The 20337-nt window shown below is 61.3% G+C and carries 19 protein-coding genes; 4 read left to right on the top strand and 15 right to left on the bottom strand.

Annotated elements, in window-relative coordinates; all coding sequences use genetic code 11:
* Both ACYVOC_RS16005 and fba read right to left on the bottom strand, forming a co-directional pair.
* Positions 1–1608 (bottom strand): Re/Si-specific NAD(P)(+) transhydrogenase subunit alpha, encoded by a 1608-nt coding sequence (locus ACYVOC_RS16005; protein WP_461162438.1) that lies wholly within the window; start codon positions 1606–1608, stop codon positions 1–3.
* A gap of 245 nt (positions 1609–1853) precedes the next feature.
* Positions 1854–2918 (bottom strand): class II fructose-bisphosphate aldolase, encoded by a 1065-nt coding sequence (gene fba / locus ACYVOC_RS16000; protein ID WP_461162437.1) that lies wholly within the window; start codon positions 2916–2918, stop codon positions 1854–1856.
* A 213-nt stretch (positions 2919–3131) separates the two neighbouring features.
* Here fba and ACYVOC_RS15995 point away from each other — a divergent pair, with 213 nt between their 5' ends.
* Complete coding sequence (locus ACYVOC_RS15995) at positions 3132–3881, top strand: phosphatase PAP2 family protein (protein ID WP_461162436.1); 750 nt, start codon at positions 3132–3134, stop codon at positions 3879–3881.
* Positions 3868–4446, top strand: a complete 579-nt coding sequence (locus ACYVOC_RS15990; RefSeq protein WP_461162435.1) for a phosphatase PAP2 family protein — start codon at positions 3868–3870, stop codon at positions 4444–4446. Before ACYVOC_RS15995 ends, ACYVOC_RS15990 begins: the two co-directional genes overlap by 14 nt.
* On the opposite strand, the gene pyk is transcribed toward ACYVOC_RS15990, so the two are convergent.
* The 9 genes from pyk to def form a co-directional block, all read right to left on the bottom strand.
* Positions 4379–5815 carry a pyruvate kinase gene (gene pyk, locus ACYVOC_RS15985; RefSeq protein ID WP_116005218.1) on the bottom strand — a complete coding sequence of 479 codons (1437 nt, stop codon included), beginning with the start codon at positions 5813–5815 and terminating at the stop codon, positions 4379–4381. The two genes, ACYVOC_RS15990 and pyk, sit on opposite strands and share 68 nt — an antisense overlap.
* 168 nt (positions 5816–5983) lie before the next feature.
* Positions 5984–6538, bottom strand: a complete 555-nt coding sequence (locus ACYVOC_RS15980) for a FlgO family outer membrane protein (RefSeq protein WP_116005219.1) — start codon at positions 6536–6538, stop codon at positions 5984–5986.
* Positions 6535–7221, bottom strand: coding sequence for a hypothetical protein (locus ACYVOC_RS15975; RefSeq protein ID WP_116005220.1), 687 nt, complete (start codon positions 7219–7221; stop codon positions 6535–6537). The genes ACYVOC_RS15980 and ACYVOC_RS15975 overlap by 4 nt, the downstream gene beginning before the upstream one ends.
* 180 nt (positions 7222–7401) lie before the next feature.
* Positions 7402–8595, bottom strand: coding sequence for a phosphoglycerate kinase (locus ACYVOC_RS15970; RefSeq protein ID WP_116005221.1), 1194 nt, complete (start codon positions 8593–8595; stop codon positions 7402–7404).
* Between the two features lie 87 nt (positions 8596–8682).
* Positions 8683–9018 (bottom strand): AzlD domain-containing protein, encoded by a 336-nt coding sequence (locus ACYVOC_RS15965; RefSeq protein WP_116005222.1) that lies wholly within the window; start codon positions 9016–9018, stop codon positions 8683–8685.
* The gene (locus tag ACYVOC_RS15960) at positions 9015–9755 is read right to left on the bottom strand and encodes an AzlC family ABC transporter permease (RefSeq protein WP_116006179.1); all 741 of its coding nucleotides are present in this window, start codon (positions 9753–9755) and stop codon (positions 9015–9017) included. Before ACYVOC_RS15960 ends, ACYVOC_RS15965 begins: the two co-directional genes overlap by 4 nt.
* Positions 9756–9814: 59 nt before the next feature.
* A complete protein-coding gene (fmt, locus tag ACYVOC_RS15955) occupies positions 9815–10801 on the bottom strand; it encodes a methionyl-tRNA formyltransferase (RefSeq protein ID WP_116005223.1) in 987 nt (328 codons plus the stop codon).
* A gap of 6 nt (positions 10802–10807) precedes the next feature.
* Positions 10808–11287, bottom strand: a complete 480-nt coding sequence (locus tag ACYVOC_RS15950) for a hypothetical protein (protein ID WP_116005224.1) — start codon at positions 11285–11287, stop codon at positions 10808–10810.
* Positions 11284–11793, bottom strand: coding sequence for a peptide deformylase (gene def, locus ACYVOC_RS15945; protein ID WP_116005225.1), 510 nt, complete (start codon positions 11791–11793; stop codon positions 11284–11286). Before def ends, ACYVOC_RS15950 begins: the two co-directional genes overlap by 4 nt.
* A 201-nt stretch (positions 11794–11994) precedes the next feature.
* Here def and ACYVOC_RS15940 point away from each other — a divergent pair, with 201 nt between their 5' ends.
* Together ACYVOC_RS15940 and dprA are read left to right on the top strand one after the other, a co-directional pair.
* Positions 11995–13197: a LysM peptidoglycan-binding domain-containing protein gene (locus ACYVOC_RS15940; protein ID WP_116006180.1), complete on the top strand. Its 1203-nt coding sequence runs from the start codon at positions 11995–11997 to the stop codon at positions 13195–13197.
* 55 nt (positions 13198–13252) lie between these two features.
* Positions 13253–14419: a DNA-processing protein DprA gene (gene dprA / locus ACYVOC_RS15935; RefSeq protein ID WP_116005226.1), complete on the top strand. Its 1167-nt coding sequence runs from the start codon at positions 13253–13255 to the stop codon at positions 14417–14419.
* 38 nt (positions 14420–14457) lie between these two features.
* Here the strand turns inward: dprA and ACYVOC_RS15930 are convergent, their stop codons facing one another.
* The 4 genes from ACYVOC_RS15930 to yajC all read right to left on the bottom strand — a co-directional run bounded on the left by ACYVOC_RS15930 (position 14458) and on the right by yajC (position 20167).
* On the bottom strand, positions 14458–16794 hold the full coding sequence (locus ACYVOC_RS15930; protein ID WP_461162434.1) for a DUF1631 domain-containing protein: 2337 nt from the start codon (positions 16792–16794) through the stop codon (positions 14458–14460).
* A 34-nt stretch (positions 16795–16828) separates the two neighbouring features.
* Positions 16829–17779, bottom strand: a complete 951-nt coding sequence (secF, locus tag ACYVOC_RS15925) for a protein translocase subunit SecF (protein WP_116005228.1) — start codon at positions 17777–17779, stop codon at positions 16829–16831.
* A 91-nt stretch (positions 17780–17870) separates the two neighbouring features.
* Positions 17871–19757 carry a protein translocase subunit SecD gene (gene secD / locus ACYVOC_RS15920; protein ID WP_116005229.1) on the bottom strand — a complete coding sequence of 629 codons (1887 nt, stop codon included), beginning with the start codon at positions 19755–19757 and terminating at the stop codon, positions 17871–17873.
* 74 nt (positions 19758–19831) lie between these two features.
* Positions 19832–20167: a preprotein translocase subunit YajC gene (gene yajC, locus ACYVOC_RS15915; protein WP_116005230.1), complete on the bottom strand. Its 336-nt coding sequence runs from the start codon at positions 20165–20167 to the stop codon at positions 19832–19834.
* Positions 20168–20337: the final 170 nt, after the last annotated feature.

Here is a 20337-nt window from a genome sequence, read left to right as displayed (position 1 = left end):
TTATTTGCGGAACATTGCCAGCATGCGCTGGGTCACGGCAAAGCCGCCAAACATATTGATCGCAGTGAGCACAATCCCCGCCGCAGCCAGCCAGGTAATGGCATCGTTGGGCCGGTTCACCGCCGCTGCCACGGGCGAGATTTGCACCAATGCACCAATGACGATGATGCTGCTGATGGCGTTGGTCACACTCATCAGCGGGGTGTGCAAAGCGGGCTTGACGTTCCACACCACCATGTAGCCCACAAAGCACCCCAGCACAAACACGGTGAAGTGGCCCAGGAATTCTTTCGGAGCGTTGGCGCCAATCAGCCAAAACAGCAGCGCGCCAAAAACAAACAAGACCGCGGCACTTTTGACGGAGGCTGGCTCCGCGCTTTGCCCATGACCACCTTTGGCCTTCACAACCACCGCTGCAGCCGGCTTGGCGGGCGCTGCGGGCACGGCCGCAGGCTTCAAGGCGGGTGCGGGCCAGGTGATGGCGCCATCCTTGGTGACCGTGAGGCCACGGATGGCATCGTCTTCCATGTTGACCACGGCCACGCCATCCTTGGCCTTGCACAATTCCTCCACCAGGCGCAGCAGGTTGGTGGCATACAGCGTGGACGACTGCTTGGCCAGGCGCGAAGCCAGGTCGGTGTAGCCGATGATGGTCACGCCGTGGCGCTCTACGGCTTCACCGGGCACGGTCAGCTCGCAGTTGCCGCCCTGCTCGGCGGCCATGTCCACGATCACGCTGCCGGGCTTCATCGACTGCACCATCTCGGCGGTGATGAGCTTGGGTGCGGGCTTGCCGGGGATCAGGGCCGTGGTAATGATGATGTCCGCGTCCTTGGCCTGGGTCGCATACATCTGGCGCTGCGCGGCCTGAAAGCCCTCGCTCATGACCTTGGCATAGCCGCCACCGCCCGCGCCGTCTTCTTCATAGTCGACCTTGACGAACTCGCCGCCCAGCGACTTGACCTGGTCGGCCACCTCGGCGCGCGTGTCGTTGGCGCGCACGATGGCACCCAGACTGGCCGCCGTACCGATGGCTGCCAGGCCCGCAACGCCCGCACCGGCAATGAACACTTTGGCCGGTGGCACCTTGCCTGCGGCCGTGATCTGGCCGTTGAAATAGCGACCGAAGGCATTGGCCGCTTCGATGACCGCACGATAGCCGCTCACACCCGCGGTCGATGTCAGTGCATCCATCTTCTGTGCGCGGCTCAGCGTGCGCGGCAGGCAGTCAATGGCCAGTACCGTGGCCTTCTTGGCCGTGAGCTGCTGCATCAATTCGGGGTTCTGCGCGGGCCAGACAAAGCCAATCAGCGTGCCGCCCTCACGCATCAGCATCACTTCGTCACTGCTCGGCGGACGCACCTTGAGTACGATGTCCGAAGCGGCCCACAGCGCGCTAGCATCGGGCAGCACCTCGGCGCCGACAGCGCGGTAAGTGTCATCGCTGAAATGGGCCGCATCGCCCGCGCCGGATTCGACGGCGACCTTGAAGCCGAGTTTGACGAGTTTTTCCACCACGTCCGGCACAGTGGCTACGCGCTTTTCGCCGTGGAAGGTTTCCCTGGGCACGCCGATGCGCTGCACCGGTGGTGTTGGGCTTGTTTGCATGGATGGTCTCCTCCTAGTTTCGTAATCGTTGCACAAGCGCCCCGGCGGCTTGCATGCGCGATGGGCCGAGCCGGGAGAGGCTCCACTCCCAGCCCCGGCTCGCACGGGTTAACTGACCGCGAGCTTACATTAAGAATATTCAGGTTCTATCGCGTAACGGACATGTTCCTGTAGAGAAGAGCCCCCAATACAAAAACCGGCAGCACGAGGGCTGCCGGTTTGCACTGGATGAAAGCGCAGAAGTTTCAGCGGACCACCTGGGCCAATTCGCCCGCGGCGTATTTTTGCGCCATGACGCTCAGCGACACCCCCTTGATCTTCGCGCCCTGACCCTCGCAGCCAAACTCGATGTAGCGCTGTTTGCAAATGGCCTTGGCCGCCTCGCGTGCGGGCTTGAGCCACTCGCGGGCGTCGAATTTTTCCGGGTTCTCTGCCATGAACTTGCGCACCGCGCCCGTCATGGCAAGGCGAATGTCGGTGTCAATGTTGATTTTGCGCACACCGAACTGGATGGCCTTCTGGATTTCCTCGACAGGCACGCCGTAGGTCTCCTTCATCTTGCCGCCGTACTGGTTGATGATTGCCAGCAGTTCTTGCGGTACGCTGGAGCTGCCGTGCATCACCAGATGGGTATTGGGAATACGGGCATTGATGGCTTGGACGCGGCTGATCGCCAGGATGTCGCCCGTGGGCTTGCGCGTGAATTTGTAGGCGCCATGGCTGGTGCCGATCGCAATGGCCAGCGCGTCGAGCTGGGTGGCCTTGACGAACAGCGCGGCCTCCTCAGGGTCTGTCAGCATCTGGCTATGGTCAAGCTTGCCCACTGCGCCCACGCCGTCTTCCTCGCCAGCCTCACCGGTTTCCAGCGAACCCAGGCAGCCGAGTTCTCCTTCAACCGTGACGCCCACCTTGTGCGCCATTGCGACGACCTTGCGCGTCACATCCACGTTGTAGTCAAAGGACGACGGGGTCTTGCCGTCCTCCATCAACGAGCCGTCCATCATCACCGAGCCAAAACCCAGATCGATCGCACCCTGGCAGATGGCGGGTGATGTGCCATGGTCCTGGTGCATCACCAGCGGAATATGCGGGTACGCTTCGCAAGCCGCCTGGATCAAATGTTTGATGAAACTCTCGCCAGCATACTTGCGGGCACCGGCACTTGCCTGAAGAATCACCGGGGCACCCACCTCATCGGCGGCAGCCATGACGGCCTGGACCTGCTCCAGGTTGTTGACGTTGAAGGCAGGAATGCCATAGCCATTGCTGGCAGCATGATCAAGCAATTCGCGCATCGAGACGAGAGGCATGGTGTGAGGTCCATTCAAGTTTGAGAAGAGAAGCGCTTGGTAACCGCTTCGTAACTCTTGATTTTAGCCGCCTCTCCCCGCACAGCCGCAATCCATCGCTCGCTGGGCGGTGACTGGCGCGCCATCCGATAGGAACAGACCGGCCTGCGACATCCTGATGGCGCCAGCATCAAAGTTAAGGGGCGGTTAAGTGTGGCGCGATAACGTCACCCCATGCCCCAAGCCGCAACGACCGCACCCGCTACACGCTCTGACCACCTCCGCCTACTGGCGTGGACCTTCACCGCATTGTTCTGCCTGATTGCATGGGACGCCTGGGGGCAGGATCGGGCACTCGCCCATGTTTTTGGATCAGCAACCGGATTTCCATTGCGCGACCACTGGTTCTTTGTGCAAGTCATGCACGAGGGACCGCGCCGACTCGCGTGGCTGATCGTGCTCGCGCTCGTGATTTTCATCTGGCGCCCCGTGGGTTTCTTGCGGCGCACTGAGCGTGCCGAGCGCGTACAACTGGCCCTGACCACATTGCTATCGCTGGCCGTGGTGACCGGTTTGAAATACGCAAGCACCACCAGTTGCCCCTGGGATCTGACCGAATTCGGCGGTGTGGCACGTTATGCCTCGCACTGGGCACTGGGCACCCTGGACGGCGGCGGTGGCAAATGCTTTCCGGCAGGCCACGCCTCGGCCGGCTTTGCTTTTATTGGCGGCTATTTCGCGCTGCGCCGTCGCCAGCCGCGTGCTGCACGCATCTGGCTGGCATGCGCTTTGACCGCAGGCTTGGCGTTGGGCGGAGCACAACAAGTTCGCGGAGCCCACTTCCTCAGTCATACCCTCTGGACGGGATGGCTTTGCTGGACCACAGGATGGCTGTGCGACATCGTGGCCCAAGCCCTGCAACGGCGTAGAACCGAAGACCAGAACCTTGCCAGTGCCGGAAAGGTCTTCGATGCTGTCACTTGATCTGGCCCTTTTTCAGGTACTCAATGCAAACCCTGAAACACCCGCGACAGTGATATGGATGGCACGTGCGGCCTCCCAGGGCGAAGCGATCGGCATGCTGGCTCTACTGGCGGTTTCTCTCCGGCGTCCGACGCTCTCCCCAGGACGGACGCTGCTACTGTGCTTGACAGCGCTGCTCATCACCTGGTGTGTTGTTCGGGGAATTCGCTTGTCGGTGCCTTTTCCAAGGCCGGCCGAGTTCGGACTTGGTCTCCAATGGGCTCCCCAGGGGCATCGCCCCGGCTTCCCCAGTATGCACACAGCGACGGCATTCGCCATGGCGGGAGCCCTTTTCTACACCGGCCGGCACTCTGTGGCGTGGGTCGGGCTGATCTATGCTGGAGTCATCGCCTGGAGCCGTTTGTGCCTCGGCCTACACTTTCCAACGGATGTGCTGGCGGGCGCTGTGACCGGAGTGGCCTGTACTGCAATTGCCGTACGACTTCTGCCGCTCCAGTTCAAATGGCTCGGCAAATTTTCAGCATATTGGTTCCGCCTGGCGCCCCCATGGGCTCGCCACAAGTGATGGCGTAGACATCCCCGCTGCTGACGATATTGCGCAATTTGAGTTGGCTCTCCGCCTGCTCAAGCGCCGTATCCCGGTCGGCGCTGGTGTCCATGAGCAGCGGGCGCACGTTGCGAAACAAGGCCATGCGCCGTTGCGTGGCGACCTTGGGCGTGAGTGCGTAGATGGGAATATGGATACGGTGACGGCTCATCCAAAGCGCCGTAGAACCGCTGTCCGTCATGGCAACGATGGCCTTGGCCCCCAGGTGATGGGCGGTGAACAAGGCTCCCATGGCAATGGACTGGTCGATGCTGGAGAAGGCACGCCCCGAGAAATCAGCATCGAGTTGTGCATCTTCCGCTGATTCGGCAGCAGCACAAATCTTGGCCATTTCCAGTACGGTTTCCAGCGGGTACTTTCCTGCCGCCGTCTCGGCGCTGAGCATGACCGCATCGGTTCCATCAAGTACCGCATTGGCCACATCGCTAACTTCTGCCCGCGTGGGCACCGGGTTGGTGATCATGCTCTCCATCATCTGCGTAGCAGTAATGACCACCTTGTCCATGTCCCGTGCCATGCGGATCATCTTCTTCTGCAAGGCGGGCACGACGGCATTGCCCACTTCCACCGCCAAGTCGCCCCGGGCCACCATGATGCCGTCGCTGGCTTTCAGAATTTCTTCCAGTCTTGGAATGGCTTCTGCACGTTCAATCTTGGCAATCAGACCTGGCTTATGCCGGTAGGGCGCTGCGGCAACATTGCACAACTGGCGCGCCATCTCCATGTCCGTCGCATTCTTCGGAAAACTCACTGCCACATAGTCCGCCTGAAAACTCATGGCCGTACGGATATCGTCCATGTCTTTGCCAGTCAATGCGGGAGCTGTCAAACCACCACCCTGCTTGTTGATACCCTTGTTGTTCGACAGCTCGCCACCGATTCGTACCGTGGTGTGCACGGCATCACCGCGCACTGCATCCACGGTAAGCACGATCAGCCCATCGTTGAGCAAAAGCACGTCTCCCACCCGGGTATCCCGCGGCAGTTCCTTGTAGTCCAGGCCAACACCGCTCAGATCGCCCAGCTCGGTGCGCGAAGCATCCAGCACGAAAGACGCGCCGCTCTCCAGCATCACGCGCCCCTCTGCAAATTTGCCTACCCGAATCTTGGGGCCCTGCAGGTCGGCCATGATGGCCACTTCACGCCCGGCCCGCTGGGCCGCTTCGCGCACCATTTGGGCCCGATCGATGTGGTCCTGGGCCGTACCATGGCTGAAATTCAAGCGCACGACGTTGACCCCTGCATTGATCATCTTTTCGAGGATGACGAGGTCACTGGACGCAGGACCCAGGGTGGCAACAATCTTGGTAGCACGGCGCAACGTCATGGAAAGCCTCTTTCGAATTTGTAATCAGGTTTCAATTTTTACATGGAAGCAGTTACATGCTCGCAACGAACTGCAGCAGCGGCCACGCTATTGCACCATCAACGAAAAAGGCCGTCATCCGACGGCCTTTTGAGCAGTTTTCAGAACCCGGAACGGGCCCAGGAAAATTTAGCGTGGCACCTGCAGGAGGCGCTGAACATCGCGGTCGTTCGGCAGCGCGTAGTCATGTCCGCGCACGATGCGGCTGTCTTCTGTACGCACCAGCTTCAGGCTGACAAAGGTGAAATTGGCTGCCGCCGAGTAGGTGCCGACGAGCACCAGTGAGGCGTTCTGGTTGCGTGCAATGTCCTTGATCTCACGCGACAGCAGCAACTCGCCAGCGCCTTCCTTCACGAACACTTCGCCACGGAGCTTGATCTCCTTGACATTGAAACCCTTGCCCGCCATGACCGATGCGTACTGCTCGGACAAGGTACGGCCCAAAGGAGCGGAACGGCTCATGTCATTGACATTCACCACCGTAGCCACCAGCACAGGGCCGCTGCCCAGGGTGGACATATCGAAACCAGCCACAAGCTTGGTGATGGCCTCACCATTACTTTGCAGGAACAGGTTGCTGGCAGCCTCCTGGTAGGTGGGCTCCACACGCACCGGTGCAGTGTTGCTGGCGCAGCCTGCCAGCAGCGCGCCGGCGAGTACGGTCAAAAGTGCATACGATTTCATTGCGAGACCACCTTCATGTTGACGCTCTTGTACGAAGGACGCATGAACAAAGGCGTGTCTGCGTTCTCGAGGTAGTACACGTCTGTCTTGCGAACAATGTACTGACCGCCCCGGGTGACGGTGGTGGTGAGGATCATTTCCGTGTTGGTCGGGCCACCAGAATTGATGCTGGCGCCGTAATCGGCAGCGGCCGTGAGACCCAGCGCGGCCAGCAACTGCGCATCCAGATGGTGGTTGCGCAGACCGTAAGCGGCCATCACGCCGGCTGCGAGCATCGTGAACTGACCTGGAATGAAGTGGGGACGCTCACTGTTGTGGCGCACCAGCTGCGCATGGTAGGTCACATCCAGCGTCTGCCCGGGCATTTGCTGCACCGGGGCACCGCTTTGCACCAGTTTGGTGATCAGGAAATCGCGGAATGCCAGATCGAACGAACTGGGGTTGGCGGGCAGCGCCACGTGCAACTGCGAGCCAGGAGCCACACCGGCCTTGTCGAGGGTGGCCAAGGTTTGCGCCACCACATCACGCGACACCAGTTCCCAATGGCCGGCCGAGCGCACCTTTGGTTGCACTGTCAACTCGAAATTCTCAGCGAGGGGAATGGGCGCCCTCGTTGCGCAACCCACCAGAGTTGCCACAGCGCCAGCCAGCACGGCCAGGCTGATTGCCTTTGAAAACACCATGATTTCCCTCCTACGGATTTGAATGGCACGGCAACACAAAATGTTGACCCGCACGACTGAAAATTATTTTGGGCGCTATCCTCAACAAAAACAAGAAAAAGATGCGCTAACTAGGCCGGAGTGCAGACGCTTTGTTGTTTTTGTCACAGTCTGCAGTTTTCCCACCCTGCATCAGCCGATTCAATTTGAAGCGCGTTTTTCAAGAATTTCGAACGCAGGCAAGGTCTTACCTTCCAGCACTTCCAGAAACGCGCCACCTCCGGTAGAGATATATCCCACCTTGCTCTCGATACCATATTTGGCAATGGCAGCCAGCGTATCGCCGCCCCCGGCAATACTGAATGCAGGGGATTCTGCAATGGCATTCGCAATGGTGCGCGTGCCATTTTCAAAAGCGGCGAACTCAAACACGCCCACGGGCCCATTCCAGACAATCGTGCCAGCCGACTTGAGTTGCGCGGCCAGTCGGCGCGCCGTCTCCGGGCCAATGTCCAGGATCAGGTCATCCTCGGCCACATCGGCCGCAGCTTTGGTGACGGCGATCGCATCGGCTGCAAAGGTCTTGGCCGTGACAACATCGGTAGGAATCGGCACTTCGGCGCCACGCGCCTTCATGGCCGAGATCACTGCGCGGGCCTCCTCCACCAGGCTGGGCTCAGCCAGGCTTTTGCCGATAGGCAGGCCTGCAGCGAGCATGAAGGTATTGGCAATGCCGCCGCCCACGATCAGTTGATCGACGTTGCGGGACAGGCTTTGCAGAATGCTGAGCTTGGTGGACACCTTGGAGCCTGCCACGATAGCCACCAGTGGGCGCCGGGGCTTCGCTAACGCCTGGGTAATGGCGTCAATCTCGGCGGCCAGCAGCGGGCCTGCGCAGGCTATCGGCGCGTACTGGGCGATACCGTAGGTTGTGCCTTCGGCGCGGTGGGCCGTGCCAAAAGCGTCATTCACAAAGATGTCGCACAGGGCCGCCAACTTGCGCGCCAGAGGTTCGGCGTTTTTTTTCTCACCCACATTAATGCGGCAGTTTTCCAGCAATACCACCTGGCCCGGCTGAACCTGCACACCGTCGACCCAGTCGCGCAGCAACGGTACCTCACGCCCCAGCAGACTTGCCAGGCGCGCGGCCACCGGTGCAAGGGAGTCTTCGGGCTTGAAGTCCCCTTCGGTCGGGCGCCCCAGGTGGCTGGTCACCATGACGGCGGCACCGGCGTCCAGCGCCATCTGGATACAGGGCACCGAGGCGCGAATGCGCGTGTCCTCTGTGATGGCGCCTTGGCCATCCAGCGGCACGTTCAGGTCGGCACGAATGAAAACGCGCTGGCCACGGACTCGGCCTTGGGCGCACAGATCGGAAAAGCGAAGAATGTTCATGGGGCAAATAGGTCAGCGGGCCACTCCTGCGGCGAAGCGGCCATTGTAGGCACCCACAATCCCAACCCATCGACCTGCGCAGGGTGGCTACCAGCCCAGCCCGATGTGCAGCGGCAGATAGACCAGCATACCCACGACGATGGTGCCCAGAATTCCGCGCCGCCAGAAGTAGTAGCCGGTTGCGCACAGCACGGCCGGCAGGCGTGCATCTTGCAACGTGCCGATCAGTGCACCCTGCGCCATGAAGATCTCTGGAGCGATCACCGCCGTGAGTGCGGCCAGCGGCGCGTATTTCAGGCCGCGTCGCAGCCAGTCTGGCATGGGAATTTCACGCTCTGGGATCATGAAAAATGCGCGCGCCAGCACCGTAATCAGCGCCAGTCCCGCAATGGCCAGCAAGGCCTGGATCGTGTCCGCGCTCATGCAGCCCCATCCCTTCGGGGAGGCGACGCACCGTCGACGGAGGACTCCAAGGATTCAGCTGCGTTTTCGTGGATCTTTCTGTTGCGTTGGCGTTGCTGCTCCACGGCCTCCATCAGCAGGCCTGCAGCCACGGCGGCGGCGATGGCCACCAGGATGTTGAGCTTGAGTGGCAAAGCGAAAGCCGCCACGGCCGCCGTCCCGGCGACCGCTGTGGCCAGCCAGGTGGCGCGATCGAACAACAACGACAACAGCACACCCAACAGGGCCAGTACCCCGGCAAAGCCCAGCCCCCAGGAAAGCGGTATGGCATTGGCCAGCACAATGCCCGCGACCGATGGCACTTGCCAGGCCAGCCAGTTGACGGAAGCCGCGCCCCAGAAAAACGGCACCTGTTCGGGCACGGGCCGGGGTTCGGGAAAGCGCTTCATGAAGGCCACGAAGATCACGTCTCCGCTGAAATACCCGATGGCCAGCCGCTGGCGCAAAGGCAAATACTGGAAGTAGCTGCGCCACATGCTGCTGAAAATGACAAAACGCAGATTGACACAGGCTGCGGTCAGCCACACCACCCACAGCGGCGCACCTACGGCCAGCAGCGGGAGCACCGCCAACTGGGCGCTGCCGGCGTACACCAGAATCGACATCAGCAGCGCGACCGGCACCGACATGCCACTCTTGACCATGGCAACGCCCGTCACCAAACCCCAGGCCCCCACGCCTACACCCGTGCCCAACATGTCGGTCACGCCCTGGCGAAAGGACGGATGGCGCACCGTGACGCCAACCGCGCGCCAAGTCACCCGCCGCTCCCGGTCTGTGCAGACGGGCCCAGCACCATGCCCGGCAGCAAGGGAAATCCCCGCACAAAATCGGCGGCTGCCAAACGTTTTCCGCCGGCGCGCTGCAGCACCGTCAAGCGCAGGGCACCTTCACCACAGGCAACCGTGATACCTTGAGAATTTACAGATAAAATCTGGCCGCAACGCTTATCTGTCAAGCGCTGGAAGCTATCAATTTCATAATCAACCAATTTAATGAGCTCACCATCCAAGGTCGTGCTCGCGCCGGGAAATGGCGTCAGCGCACGAATGTGACGGCCAATCGCCTCGGCTGGTTGCGTCCAGTCCACGCTGCTCTCCGCCTTATCGATCTTGTGGGCATAAGTCACGCCTTCGACCGGTTGCGGCACGCGATGCAGGTCGGCACCTTGCATCTGCACCAACGCCTGGACAATGAGGCGCCCGCCTTGTTCGGCCAGCCGGTCGTGCAGGGTAGCGGTCGTGTCCGTGGACAAGATGGGCATGGTCTCGCTCAGCAGCATGTCACCAGTGTCCAGGCCCGCGTCCATTTGCATGATGGTCACGCCCGTCTGCGCATCACCCGCCTCGATGGCACGGTGGATGGGAGCGGCACCACGCCATCGCGGCAAAAGGCTGGCGTGGATATTCAGGCACCCTCGGGCTGGCAGATCCAGTACCCACTGCGGCAAGATCAGGCCATAAGCGGCCACCACCATCACATCCGCCCGGACGGCCTCCAAAACGGATTGGGCACGCGCCGCATCCTCCGGAAACTTGCCGTCCAAACGCAGGCTGCGTGGCTGCTCGACCGCGATGCCCTGCTCCAGTGCATATTGCTTGACCGGCGACGCTTGTAACTTCAGCCCGCGCCCGGCGGGGCGATCTGGTTGCGTCAACACCAGGGGCACACTGAAGCCTGCCTGCACCAGCGCCTGCAATGCAACACGGGCAAACTCCGGCGTACCGGCGAAAACAATGTTCATTGCAACCTAGCGGTAACGCTCGTCGGCCGCCGGATCATCGGCAAAATCGACCCGCTGCACGACGCCCGCAGCGTCCAGGGAGATGCGCGCCCGCCGATGCACGCCATAGGACACGAAAAAGTAGGTCCAGACGCTGCCCTGCTCGCCGTCCGCCGCGCGGCGGTTGGGGGGGCCGAAAGTCTGCTGTACATCGGCCGCGCGCCACTGACCCACCGCGATGGCCCCTAGCCGCGGCTCCGTGAGCACCGACTCCATGCTGATCAATTTCCCCGAGGTATCGAAGTCCAGGCTTTGCACCTGTCCGGGCTGCGGACGGTACAGCAAACGCTGGCCTTTGGCCAACTGGTAGGCGGCAAAGGGTTCACCTTGGCGAGCCACGACTTCATCGACCGTGGCACCCAGGCGCACGGCCCCGGACGTGGCACAAGCGGTCACCAGCAGGGCTAAAACCAGCGCTGCCCATCCTGCGAGAAGACGGCGCATCATTCACGCTCCTCGCGCTGGCGCTTGAGCATCTTGGATTTAATGCGATTGCGTTTAAGCGGCGACAAGTATTCGACGAAGACCTTGCCCAGCAGATGATCGAGCTCATGCTGGATGCAGACGGCGAGCAAATCGCTGGCCTCAATGGTGCGTAGCGCTCCCTGGGCATCCAAGGCCTGTACGTGCACCGCATCCGCGCGCTCTACGCCGTCGTAAATGCCCGGCACGGACAAACAACCTTCGTCGCCCCGGTGCCTCTCCGGGCTGTACCAGACAATTTCAGGGTTGATCAACACCAGCGGCGTATTACGCTCCTCGGACACATCAATCACAACGACCCGCTCATGGACGTCGACCTGGGTCGCCGCCAGACCGATGCCATGGGCGTCATACATGGTCTCCAACATGTCCGAGACGAGCTGGCGGACACGGTCATCCACCTGCTGCACGGGCTTTGCCACAAGGTGCAGACGGGGATCGGGATAACAAAGAATGGGAAGAATTGCCATGAGCACGCTAGAAATATGTCGCTATTTTCGCCACTTTTTTGGGTCTGCGCAGCAGTCATACCCAATAATCATTGCCGAATCAAGGGCTTGAGCAGAGAATCTCAGTTGATTTGTAATGTATTTTGCCGCGTGCGCCCCTCCCTGGGTTGCACAGCGGCGCCAGCGAGGGGGCCTTCAGCAATGCAAGAAAACAGGAACGACATGGCGGCAATCACCAGTGTGCGACGGGCAACAGCAGGCGCAGTCGCTTTCCTCTGCGCAGCCTTGGTCGCCTCCGTGGCCCAGGCACAGAGCCAACCCATCACGGCCAGCCAGCGCAGCACTGCTGCGCAGGTTGCACAGCAGGGCGTGCCACTGACCGAACTCGCGCCCGATGCGCCCGACACCTACGTGGTCAAGCGTGGCGACACCCTCTGGGCAATCTCCGGCATGTACCTCAAACGCCCCTGGCGCTGGCCAGAGCTGTGGGGCATGAACCTGCAGGCCATTCACAATCCCCACCTGATTTTCCCGGGCCAGACTCTGTACTTGGACAAGACAGGCGGCGTTGCCCGCCTGCGCACCACAGCGTCCGGCGCGCCGGAAACCGTGCGCGTGTCTCCACGCACACGCTCGGACAGCCTTTCGGATACGGCGCTGCCCACCCTCAAACCCCACCTGATCGAACCTTTCCTGGCCGAACCTCTGGTGGTCGATGCGGAGACCCTGAAGCAGGCGCCGCGCATTGTGGGCACCTTTGAAGAGCGTGTACTGATGAGCACCGGTGACCGCATCTATGCACGGGGAGACGCCGCCAACCCACTGCGCACCGATCCGGGTGAGCCACGCCAGTTCCGCGTATTCCGCGACGCTGTCGCACTGAAAGACCCGCAGACCGGCGACATCCTCGGCTATGAAGCGCAGTACCTGGGCCAGGCGGTGCTGGTGCGAGGCGAAACATTTGAGGACAGCTCCAACGGCAAGGGCGGCATGATTTCCGAGTACGTGCCTGCGTCCCTGGACATCACGGGCATCAAGGAAGAAATCCGTACGGGCGACCGCCTGTTGCCTGCCCCCCCTCGCATGTTCACCAGCTACATCCCGCACGCACCACAACTCGACCTGGATGCCCGCGTGGTGTCGATCTACGGCAGCTCAGCCATGGCCAATGCCGCACAGAACGACGTGGTGGCCATCAACCTGGGCGAGCAGGATGGCATCGAAGTCGGCCATGTGCTCAGCCTGATGACCAAAGGCAACCGCATCCGTGACGTGAACGACGGCGTGCGCACCGATATCAAGCTCCCAAGCGAACGCAACGGCATGGCCATGGTGTTCCGCACGTTCAATCGCGTCTCGTACGCGCTCATCCTGGATGTCAATGTTCCGGTGCGCGTAGGCGATCGCTTGGTCAACCCCGACTAAGTAGCAGCCAGGGCGATCGTCTGATCGCCCCAGACCAGAGAAACCGAGCCTCGGCATGGATCGCGACGAACTCGCTGCATGGCTGCGGCTGTCTTTGACTCCGGGCGTCGGAAACCTGTCTGCCCGGCGTTTACTGGCAGCCTTTGGCCTGCCTGCGAATATTTTTAACCAATCGGCACAGGCCCTGCAGACTTGCTGTAGCGCAGCACAGGCCAAAGCGTTGCAGACAGCGCCTTCAGGCTGGGCGCCCTTGCTGGACGCTACCTGGACCTGGCTCCAGGCAGTCGATCAACCCGACGCTCCAGCACGAGCCATTGCCCCTCTGGGTGATCCACTGTATCCCCCGGCACTGCTCCAGACCGAAGATCCGCCTTTGATGCTGTACATCATGGGGCCCGCACGTTTTCTGCAGCCCTCTGTTTTGCGACACATGCGCTGCCTGGCCATGGTCGGAAGCCGCAACCCGACACCACAAGGACAGGAAAACGCCCGGCAATTCGCCCACACGCTGCGGGCCGCCGGACTGACGATTGTGTCGGGGCTCGCTCTGGGCATCGACGCTGCCGCGCATGAAGGCGCGCTCACCGCTGCCACGGAGGACGACACGACGCCTGCCACCATCGCCGTGGTGGGCACCGGCCTGGACCGCGTCTACCCCAGACAGCACCTCGATCTGGCCCGCAAAATCGCCAGGCGAGGGCTGCTGGTGAGTGAATACCCGCTTGGCACACCACCATTGGCGGCCAATTTCCCCAAGCGCAACCGCATCATTTCCGGTATTGCGCAGGGAACCTTGGTCGTCGAAGCTGCGCCCGCATCAGGGTCGCTGATCACCGCCCGTCTGGCCAGCGAGCAAGGCCGTGAAGTGTTTGCCATTCCAGGATCCATCCACTCGGTCCAGTCACGGGGCTGCCATGCACTCATCCGCCAGGGCGCCAAACTGGTGGAACTGGCGCAGGATGTGCTGGAAGAGTTGCCATGGCCCGCGGAGGTGGCAAGGCCGCCAGAGACACCGCAGTCTACCTCCTGCCCAGAGGAGCCTGGTGCCGAGTGCCATACCCTGCTCACCGCCATGGGGTTTGACCCCATCGGTATGGACGCCTTGCAGGCCCGCACCGGGCTTGACACAGCCACCTTGCAGGTACAACTCTTGGACATGGAGCTCGCAGGGGCTGTATCACGCCTTCCTGGCGGTCTGTTTCAGCGTATGGGCCGGGCCTGAGTCGACATAAGCGGCTTGCAACCTCGCCTGTTGCGGGGCTACCCCAGCAGGCGCTCAGGGTTTGCGTTGAGCTTGGCAAGGGCATCGCGTGTCGCACGCACGGTAAGCCCTTCTTCCTCGCGCGCCACCAGCAGTCCGGCCTGCAGGTACGCGCCGAGGCGGCGCAACTGGATCAGGAAGCTGCTGCCATTGGTCGCGGCAAACAGGTGCAACTGTTTGCGCTCGCTGTGCCATGCGTATTGCACCTGGCGGCTCGATCCGTTGTGATCCAGCGTAAACCAATTGCCCACTTGCAACTCCTGCGCCCAGGCCACCATCGCCTCGTCCACCGGCGCACCGTTGTCGGCCACCACATGGATGGAGGAGGCATCGATGCCGGTCATCATTTCGATACTGTCGGCGTCGAGCGGCATATCGCCCATGACGGCATCGCCGATGTACTCCTCCAGGTTCGCCAGGCGCTTGGCCAGAGCTTCGATATGCTCCAGCGGAATGGCCGCCGTCTTGGACAGGAACGCCTCCGCCAATGTATCTGTCAGCGCCTTGATTTGTGCATCCTGCGGGGCGCCCGTCGTGCCCAGCAGCGCCAAGCCCTGGCGCAGGCGTTGCAGCAGCCCCGGCAGGCTCTGGATCACCTGGGCACGCTCACTGCGATTGGGCTTTGCACTGGCCGCCCACACCAAGTCCGCTGCGGTGCGCTTGAACGCCACCGTGTCGGCATGCTGCGGCCCTTCGCGCACGGCCGACAGGGCCAACACCTCGGCCCAGGTTTTGAACAAAAACTCCCGAATCTCGTCGCGCACCGGCATATCCTTGAGCATGGTGCGCAGCTCGATCGTGTAATTGATTGCCAGCGCTTCCTTCTGCTCGACCTGCTGTGCAACACTCACCAGGCGCGAGGTTGCCTGTTTTTCAGTAAGAAACTTGGCCAGGAATTTCTCGAACTCGTCGTAGACCAGCTGGAACACCCGCCGCCCGGTTTCGGGGTACTGCTCGATCACCTGCACGATGCGTTTGATCTCCGCCTCGAGCGCGCTGCCCGAGATAGACGCCGCATCGAACCCCAACGCACAGGAGCCCATGCGATCAATAAGCTGGCGGGCCGGGTGGCCCAAGTTGCTGAAAAATTCAGGCTCAGCCAGCGCCACGCGCAACACGGGCACCTGCAGCCGCGCAAACCACACGCGCACGGCCGATGGAATGCGGTCTTCCGACAAAATACTCTGAAACATCAGCGCGACCACCTCAATGATGGCTTTTTCGCCCTCGGTGTCGGCCTTCTTCTTGAACTCGGTGGCGCGGTTGCGCACCACACCCGCCAGTTGCACCACGGCGGCCGGACTGTAGTCTGGCATGGCACCGCCCACGGTGCTGTAATAGGTTTCTGCCTGCACACGATGGGCGGCCAGGGCATGCGCCAGTGCGGCCGAGGCGGGCGGAGCATTGACCATGTCGAAACCGGTGCCAGAAGTGCTCAGCAGACGCCGCAATTGCCCCACCACGCCATAGGCCCGCTGGCGTGCCCGGACCAGCGGCGTCATGCCGCCAGACATTGCTGCGCCATGCGCCATGCCATACGCCGATCCTGGAGGCGCCATGTGCGAGGGCATACTCCGTCCCGAAGGGTGCGCCATGCCACGCATCGATGCGTGCGCCTGTTGCGATTGCTCCAGCGCGCGCGACGCTGGCCCGGCTTGCAGCCCCCCGGCGCCTGAAGTCGGCGAACGGTTCACCCGCACCCTCAAATCCTGCTGCGCCTGGATACCCTGGGCTTGCAAAAAGTCATTGCACCCCTGGTAAACCTTCTGCATCAGTGTCGCAAGTTCACGCTGCAACGGATCCAGAATGGTTTGCAAGTCCTCGCGGGGTAACCCTGCCTTGACCCAGCTCTCCACCATATTCAACGCCACGGTTTCCGGGCGCAGGATGTCGGTGGAGGGCATATCCACCCCTTCCAACGACTGGATACGCAGCCGCAAGGGTTCGAAGTGACTGCTGACCTGCTCCATCACGGTCAGGGCCATGCGTGAGGCGAGGATCTTGTTCTCAACGACGTTGTCATCCACCAGTTCAAAGGACAAGTCGTAATCCTGTCTGCCCGACGTGGTTGCAACCGGCGCGCCATCCAGTGCAGCGCGCCATGCGCTGGTGACGCCCCGCAACCAGCCGCCGCTGCTTTTCTGGTACATCTGCCAGGCATCGCGCCGGTTCTGCATCTCACGCTGCGTCCCCGTCTGGGACATCAATGCGGTGAGAAATTCCATGAGCGCCTTGTCCACGCCCGGCAGACCGGTACACAGCCCCTCCACCATGCGCTCGCGCACCTGTTTCGCCAGCCTGCGCTGGGGGTGGATAGGCGCTGTTGGTGTGTGCATCGTTCGATATTAATCTGAGACGCAGGCTGATGGACTAAACCGTTGCGCCAGCGTTCGGATCGTTGGGGTCACCTTCCTTGCGGGTAGTCTTGACCAGATCTTCCCGCTTGACACCCAGCCACATCGCAATAGCCGCTGCCACGAACACCGACGAGTAGATGCCGAACAAAATACCGATGGTCAACGCCAGTGCGAAATAGTGCAGGCTGGGGCCACCGAAGAAGAACATGGACAGCACCATGGCCTCGGTCGAAGCGTGGGTGATGATGGTGCGGCTCATGGTGCTGGTGATGGCATGGTCGATGACCTCGTGGGTCGTCATCTTCCGGTAACGCCGGAAAGCCTCCCGAATCCGGTCAAAGATCACCACCGACTCGTTGACTGAATAGCCCAGCACCGCCAGCACGGCGGCCAAAACAGAGAGAGAAAACTCCCACTGAAAGAACGCAAAGAAGCCCAGGATGATGACCACGTCGTGCAGGTTGGCAATGATGGCAGCGACACCAAACTTCCATTCGAAGCGCAGCCCCAAGTAGACGACGATGCCCAATATCACCATCCCCAGTGCCATCAGGCCGCCATGCACCAATTCTTCGCCCACTTGCGGGCCGACAAACTCGGTACGACGTAGCGTGGCTTCGGGATCGGCGGCTTTGAGGGCAGCGATCACCTGCTCGCTTTGCTGCGCAGAAGTCACGCCTTTCTGCACGGGCAGGCGAATCATCACGTCACGCGAGTTGCCAAAGTTCTGCACCTGCACATCGGCGTAACCCAAACCCGTCACCGTTTCGCGCACCTTGGCCAGTTCTGCAGGCTGGCTGTAGGCCACCTCCATCACCGTACCACCGGTGAACTCCACCGACAGGTGCAGGCCGCGCGAGAACAGGAAGAACACTGCCAAGGCGAAGGTAATGAAGGAGATCGCGTTGAGAATCAACGCGTACTTCATGAAAGGGATGTCTTTTTTGATGCGGAAAAATTCCATTTTCTTATCCTTGTTTTGGAATTTTCAGAGAAAGCTCATATGCGCGCAGCGCATGTGATGCTGGAACTAAGAATTCCATGGTCTTCCTCCTTTATTCCGGACGGGCCAAAGCCGTGGTGGTGTTCCCGGGCTTCCAGATCTGTCCAATGGACAGGCTCTTGAGCTTCTTCTTGTCGCCGTACCAGAGGTTGACGAGGCCGCGCGAGAAGAACACGGCCGAGAACATGCTGGTCAAAATGCCGATGCAGTGCACCACGGCAAAGCCGCGCACTGGGCCTGAGCCAAAGGCCAGCAAGGCCAAACCGACGATCAGCGTGGTGACGTTGGAGTCCAGAATGGTGGCCCAGGCGCGCTCGTAACCGTGGTGGATAGCGATCTGCGGCGACGCGCCCTCGCGCAGTTCTTCACGGATGCGCTCGTTGATCAGCACGTTCGAGTCAATCGCCACACCAATGGCCAGCGCCATGGCGGCAATGCCCGGCAGTGTCAGCGTGGCTTGCAGCATCGACAGCACGGCCAGCAGCATCAACACGTTGACGCCCAGGGCAATGGTCGAAAAAACGCCAAACAGCATGTAGTACATGCACATGAAGGCCGCCACGGCCAACATGCCCCAGACCACGCTGTGGATACCGCGTTCAATGTTGTCTGCCCCCAGGCTTGGGCCAATGGTGAACTCTTCAATGATTTCCATGGGCGCAGCCAGCGAACCGGCGCGCAGCAGCAAAGCCGTATCGTTGGCTTCCATGGTGGTCATGCGGCCCGAAATCTGCACCCGGCCGCCACCAATTTCGGAGCGGATCACGGGCGCCGTCACGACTTCGCCCTTGCCCTTCTCGAACAGGATGATGGCCATGCGCTTGTTGATGTTCTCCCGCGTCACGTCACGGAAGATACGTGCGCCTTTGGCGTCCAGCGTGAGGTTGACCGTAGGCTCTTGTGTCTGGCCATCAAAGCCAGGCTGCGCATCGGTCAGGTTTTCGCCGGTCAGGATGACCTGCTTTTTCACGATCACCGGCTGACCGCTGCGCTCCAGATAACGCTCGGAGCCAAACGGCACCGGTCCCTGGCCGGTCTCTGCGGCCCGGGCCTCGGTGCCTTCGTCCACCAGGCGCACTTCCAGCGTGGCGGTGCGGCCCAGAATATCCTTGGCCTTGGCGGTGTCCTGCACGCCAGGCAACTGCACGACGATGCGATCCAGGCCTTGCTGCTGGATCACAGGTTCGGCCACACCCAGCTCGTTGATGCGGTTGTGCAGCGTGGTGATGTTCTGCTTGAGGGCCTGCTCCTGAACGCGGCGCATGGCCTCGACCTTGATCGTAGCGCGCAGCTTGAGTTCGGAGCCGTCCGGCACGGTCGTGAGCTGCAGGTCAGGGAACTGGTCTGCGATCAGGTTCCTGGCCGCCGTGCGCGTGGCTTCATCGCGCACCCTGATGTCCACGGTCTGTCCGTCACGGCTGATACCACCATGGCGGATATTCTTGTCGCGCAGGGCGCTGCGGATATCACCGGCATAGGATTCGGCCTTTTTCGTCAGCGCGGCCTGCATGTCGACCTGCAGCATGAAGTGCACGCCACCGCGCAAGTCCAGCCCCAGGTACATGGGCTGCGCGTGCAATGCCGTCAACCAGGTCGGCGAGCGCGAAATCAGGTTCAGCGCCACGATATAGCCCGGGTCCTGCGGATCGGGGATCAGCGCTTTCTGGAGGGCATCCTTGGCCTTGAGCTGGTTATCGGGCGTATCGAAGCGGGCGCGCACCGAACTGCCGTCCAGGCTCACGAAATCAGGCGTGAGACCAGCGGCCTTGAGCGCTTCTTCCACGCGCTGCAGCACCGCCGCATCCACCTTGATGGTGGCCTTGCCCGAAGAGACCTGCACCGCAGGTGCTTCGCCAAAGAAATTGGGCAGGGTGTAGAGCACCCCCACCAGCAACGCGATCACCAGGATCGCGTACTTCCAGACCGGATAACGGTTCATGATCGCACTTTTACCTCAAGGACAGGGACAGGACAGACTGCAATGCAGCCGTCCCCCGGTTTCACGGGTCTTGTTTATTTGATGGTGCCCTTGGGCAGCACCTGCACCACGGCGGCGCGCTGCACCTGCACTTCCACACCCGAGGCAATCTCGATGTGCAGGTATTGCTCGGACATGCGGGCAACCTTGCCCAGAATACCGCCACCGATCACCACTTCGTCGCCCTTGGCGATGGCTTCGATCATGGCGCGGTGCTCTTTCTGGCGCTTCATCTGGGGGCGGATCATGACGAAGTACAGCACAACGAACATCAGCACCAGAGGCAGCATGCCCGTGAGCGAAGACATGATGTCACTGCCACCAGCGGCGGCGGCAGGAGCGGTCTGGGCGAAAGCGGAAGAAATAAACACAGGAAGAACTCCAGAATGGATGGTCAATAGGGACACGCGACGACTCGTGCAGGCGGGAGACGCCCGCACGGCGCGGAATCGGGCATTGTATGCGGGTACCTCGCACGCTTGCCAAGAGCTCTTTTTAGTACCTCACACACAAGCGTTTGTTCAGATATATAAACAAAAAT

This window comes from Simplicispira piscis (assembly GCF_054783455.1).
This window is presented reverse-complemented; position numbering and strand designations above follow the sequence as displayed.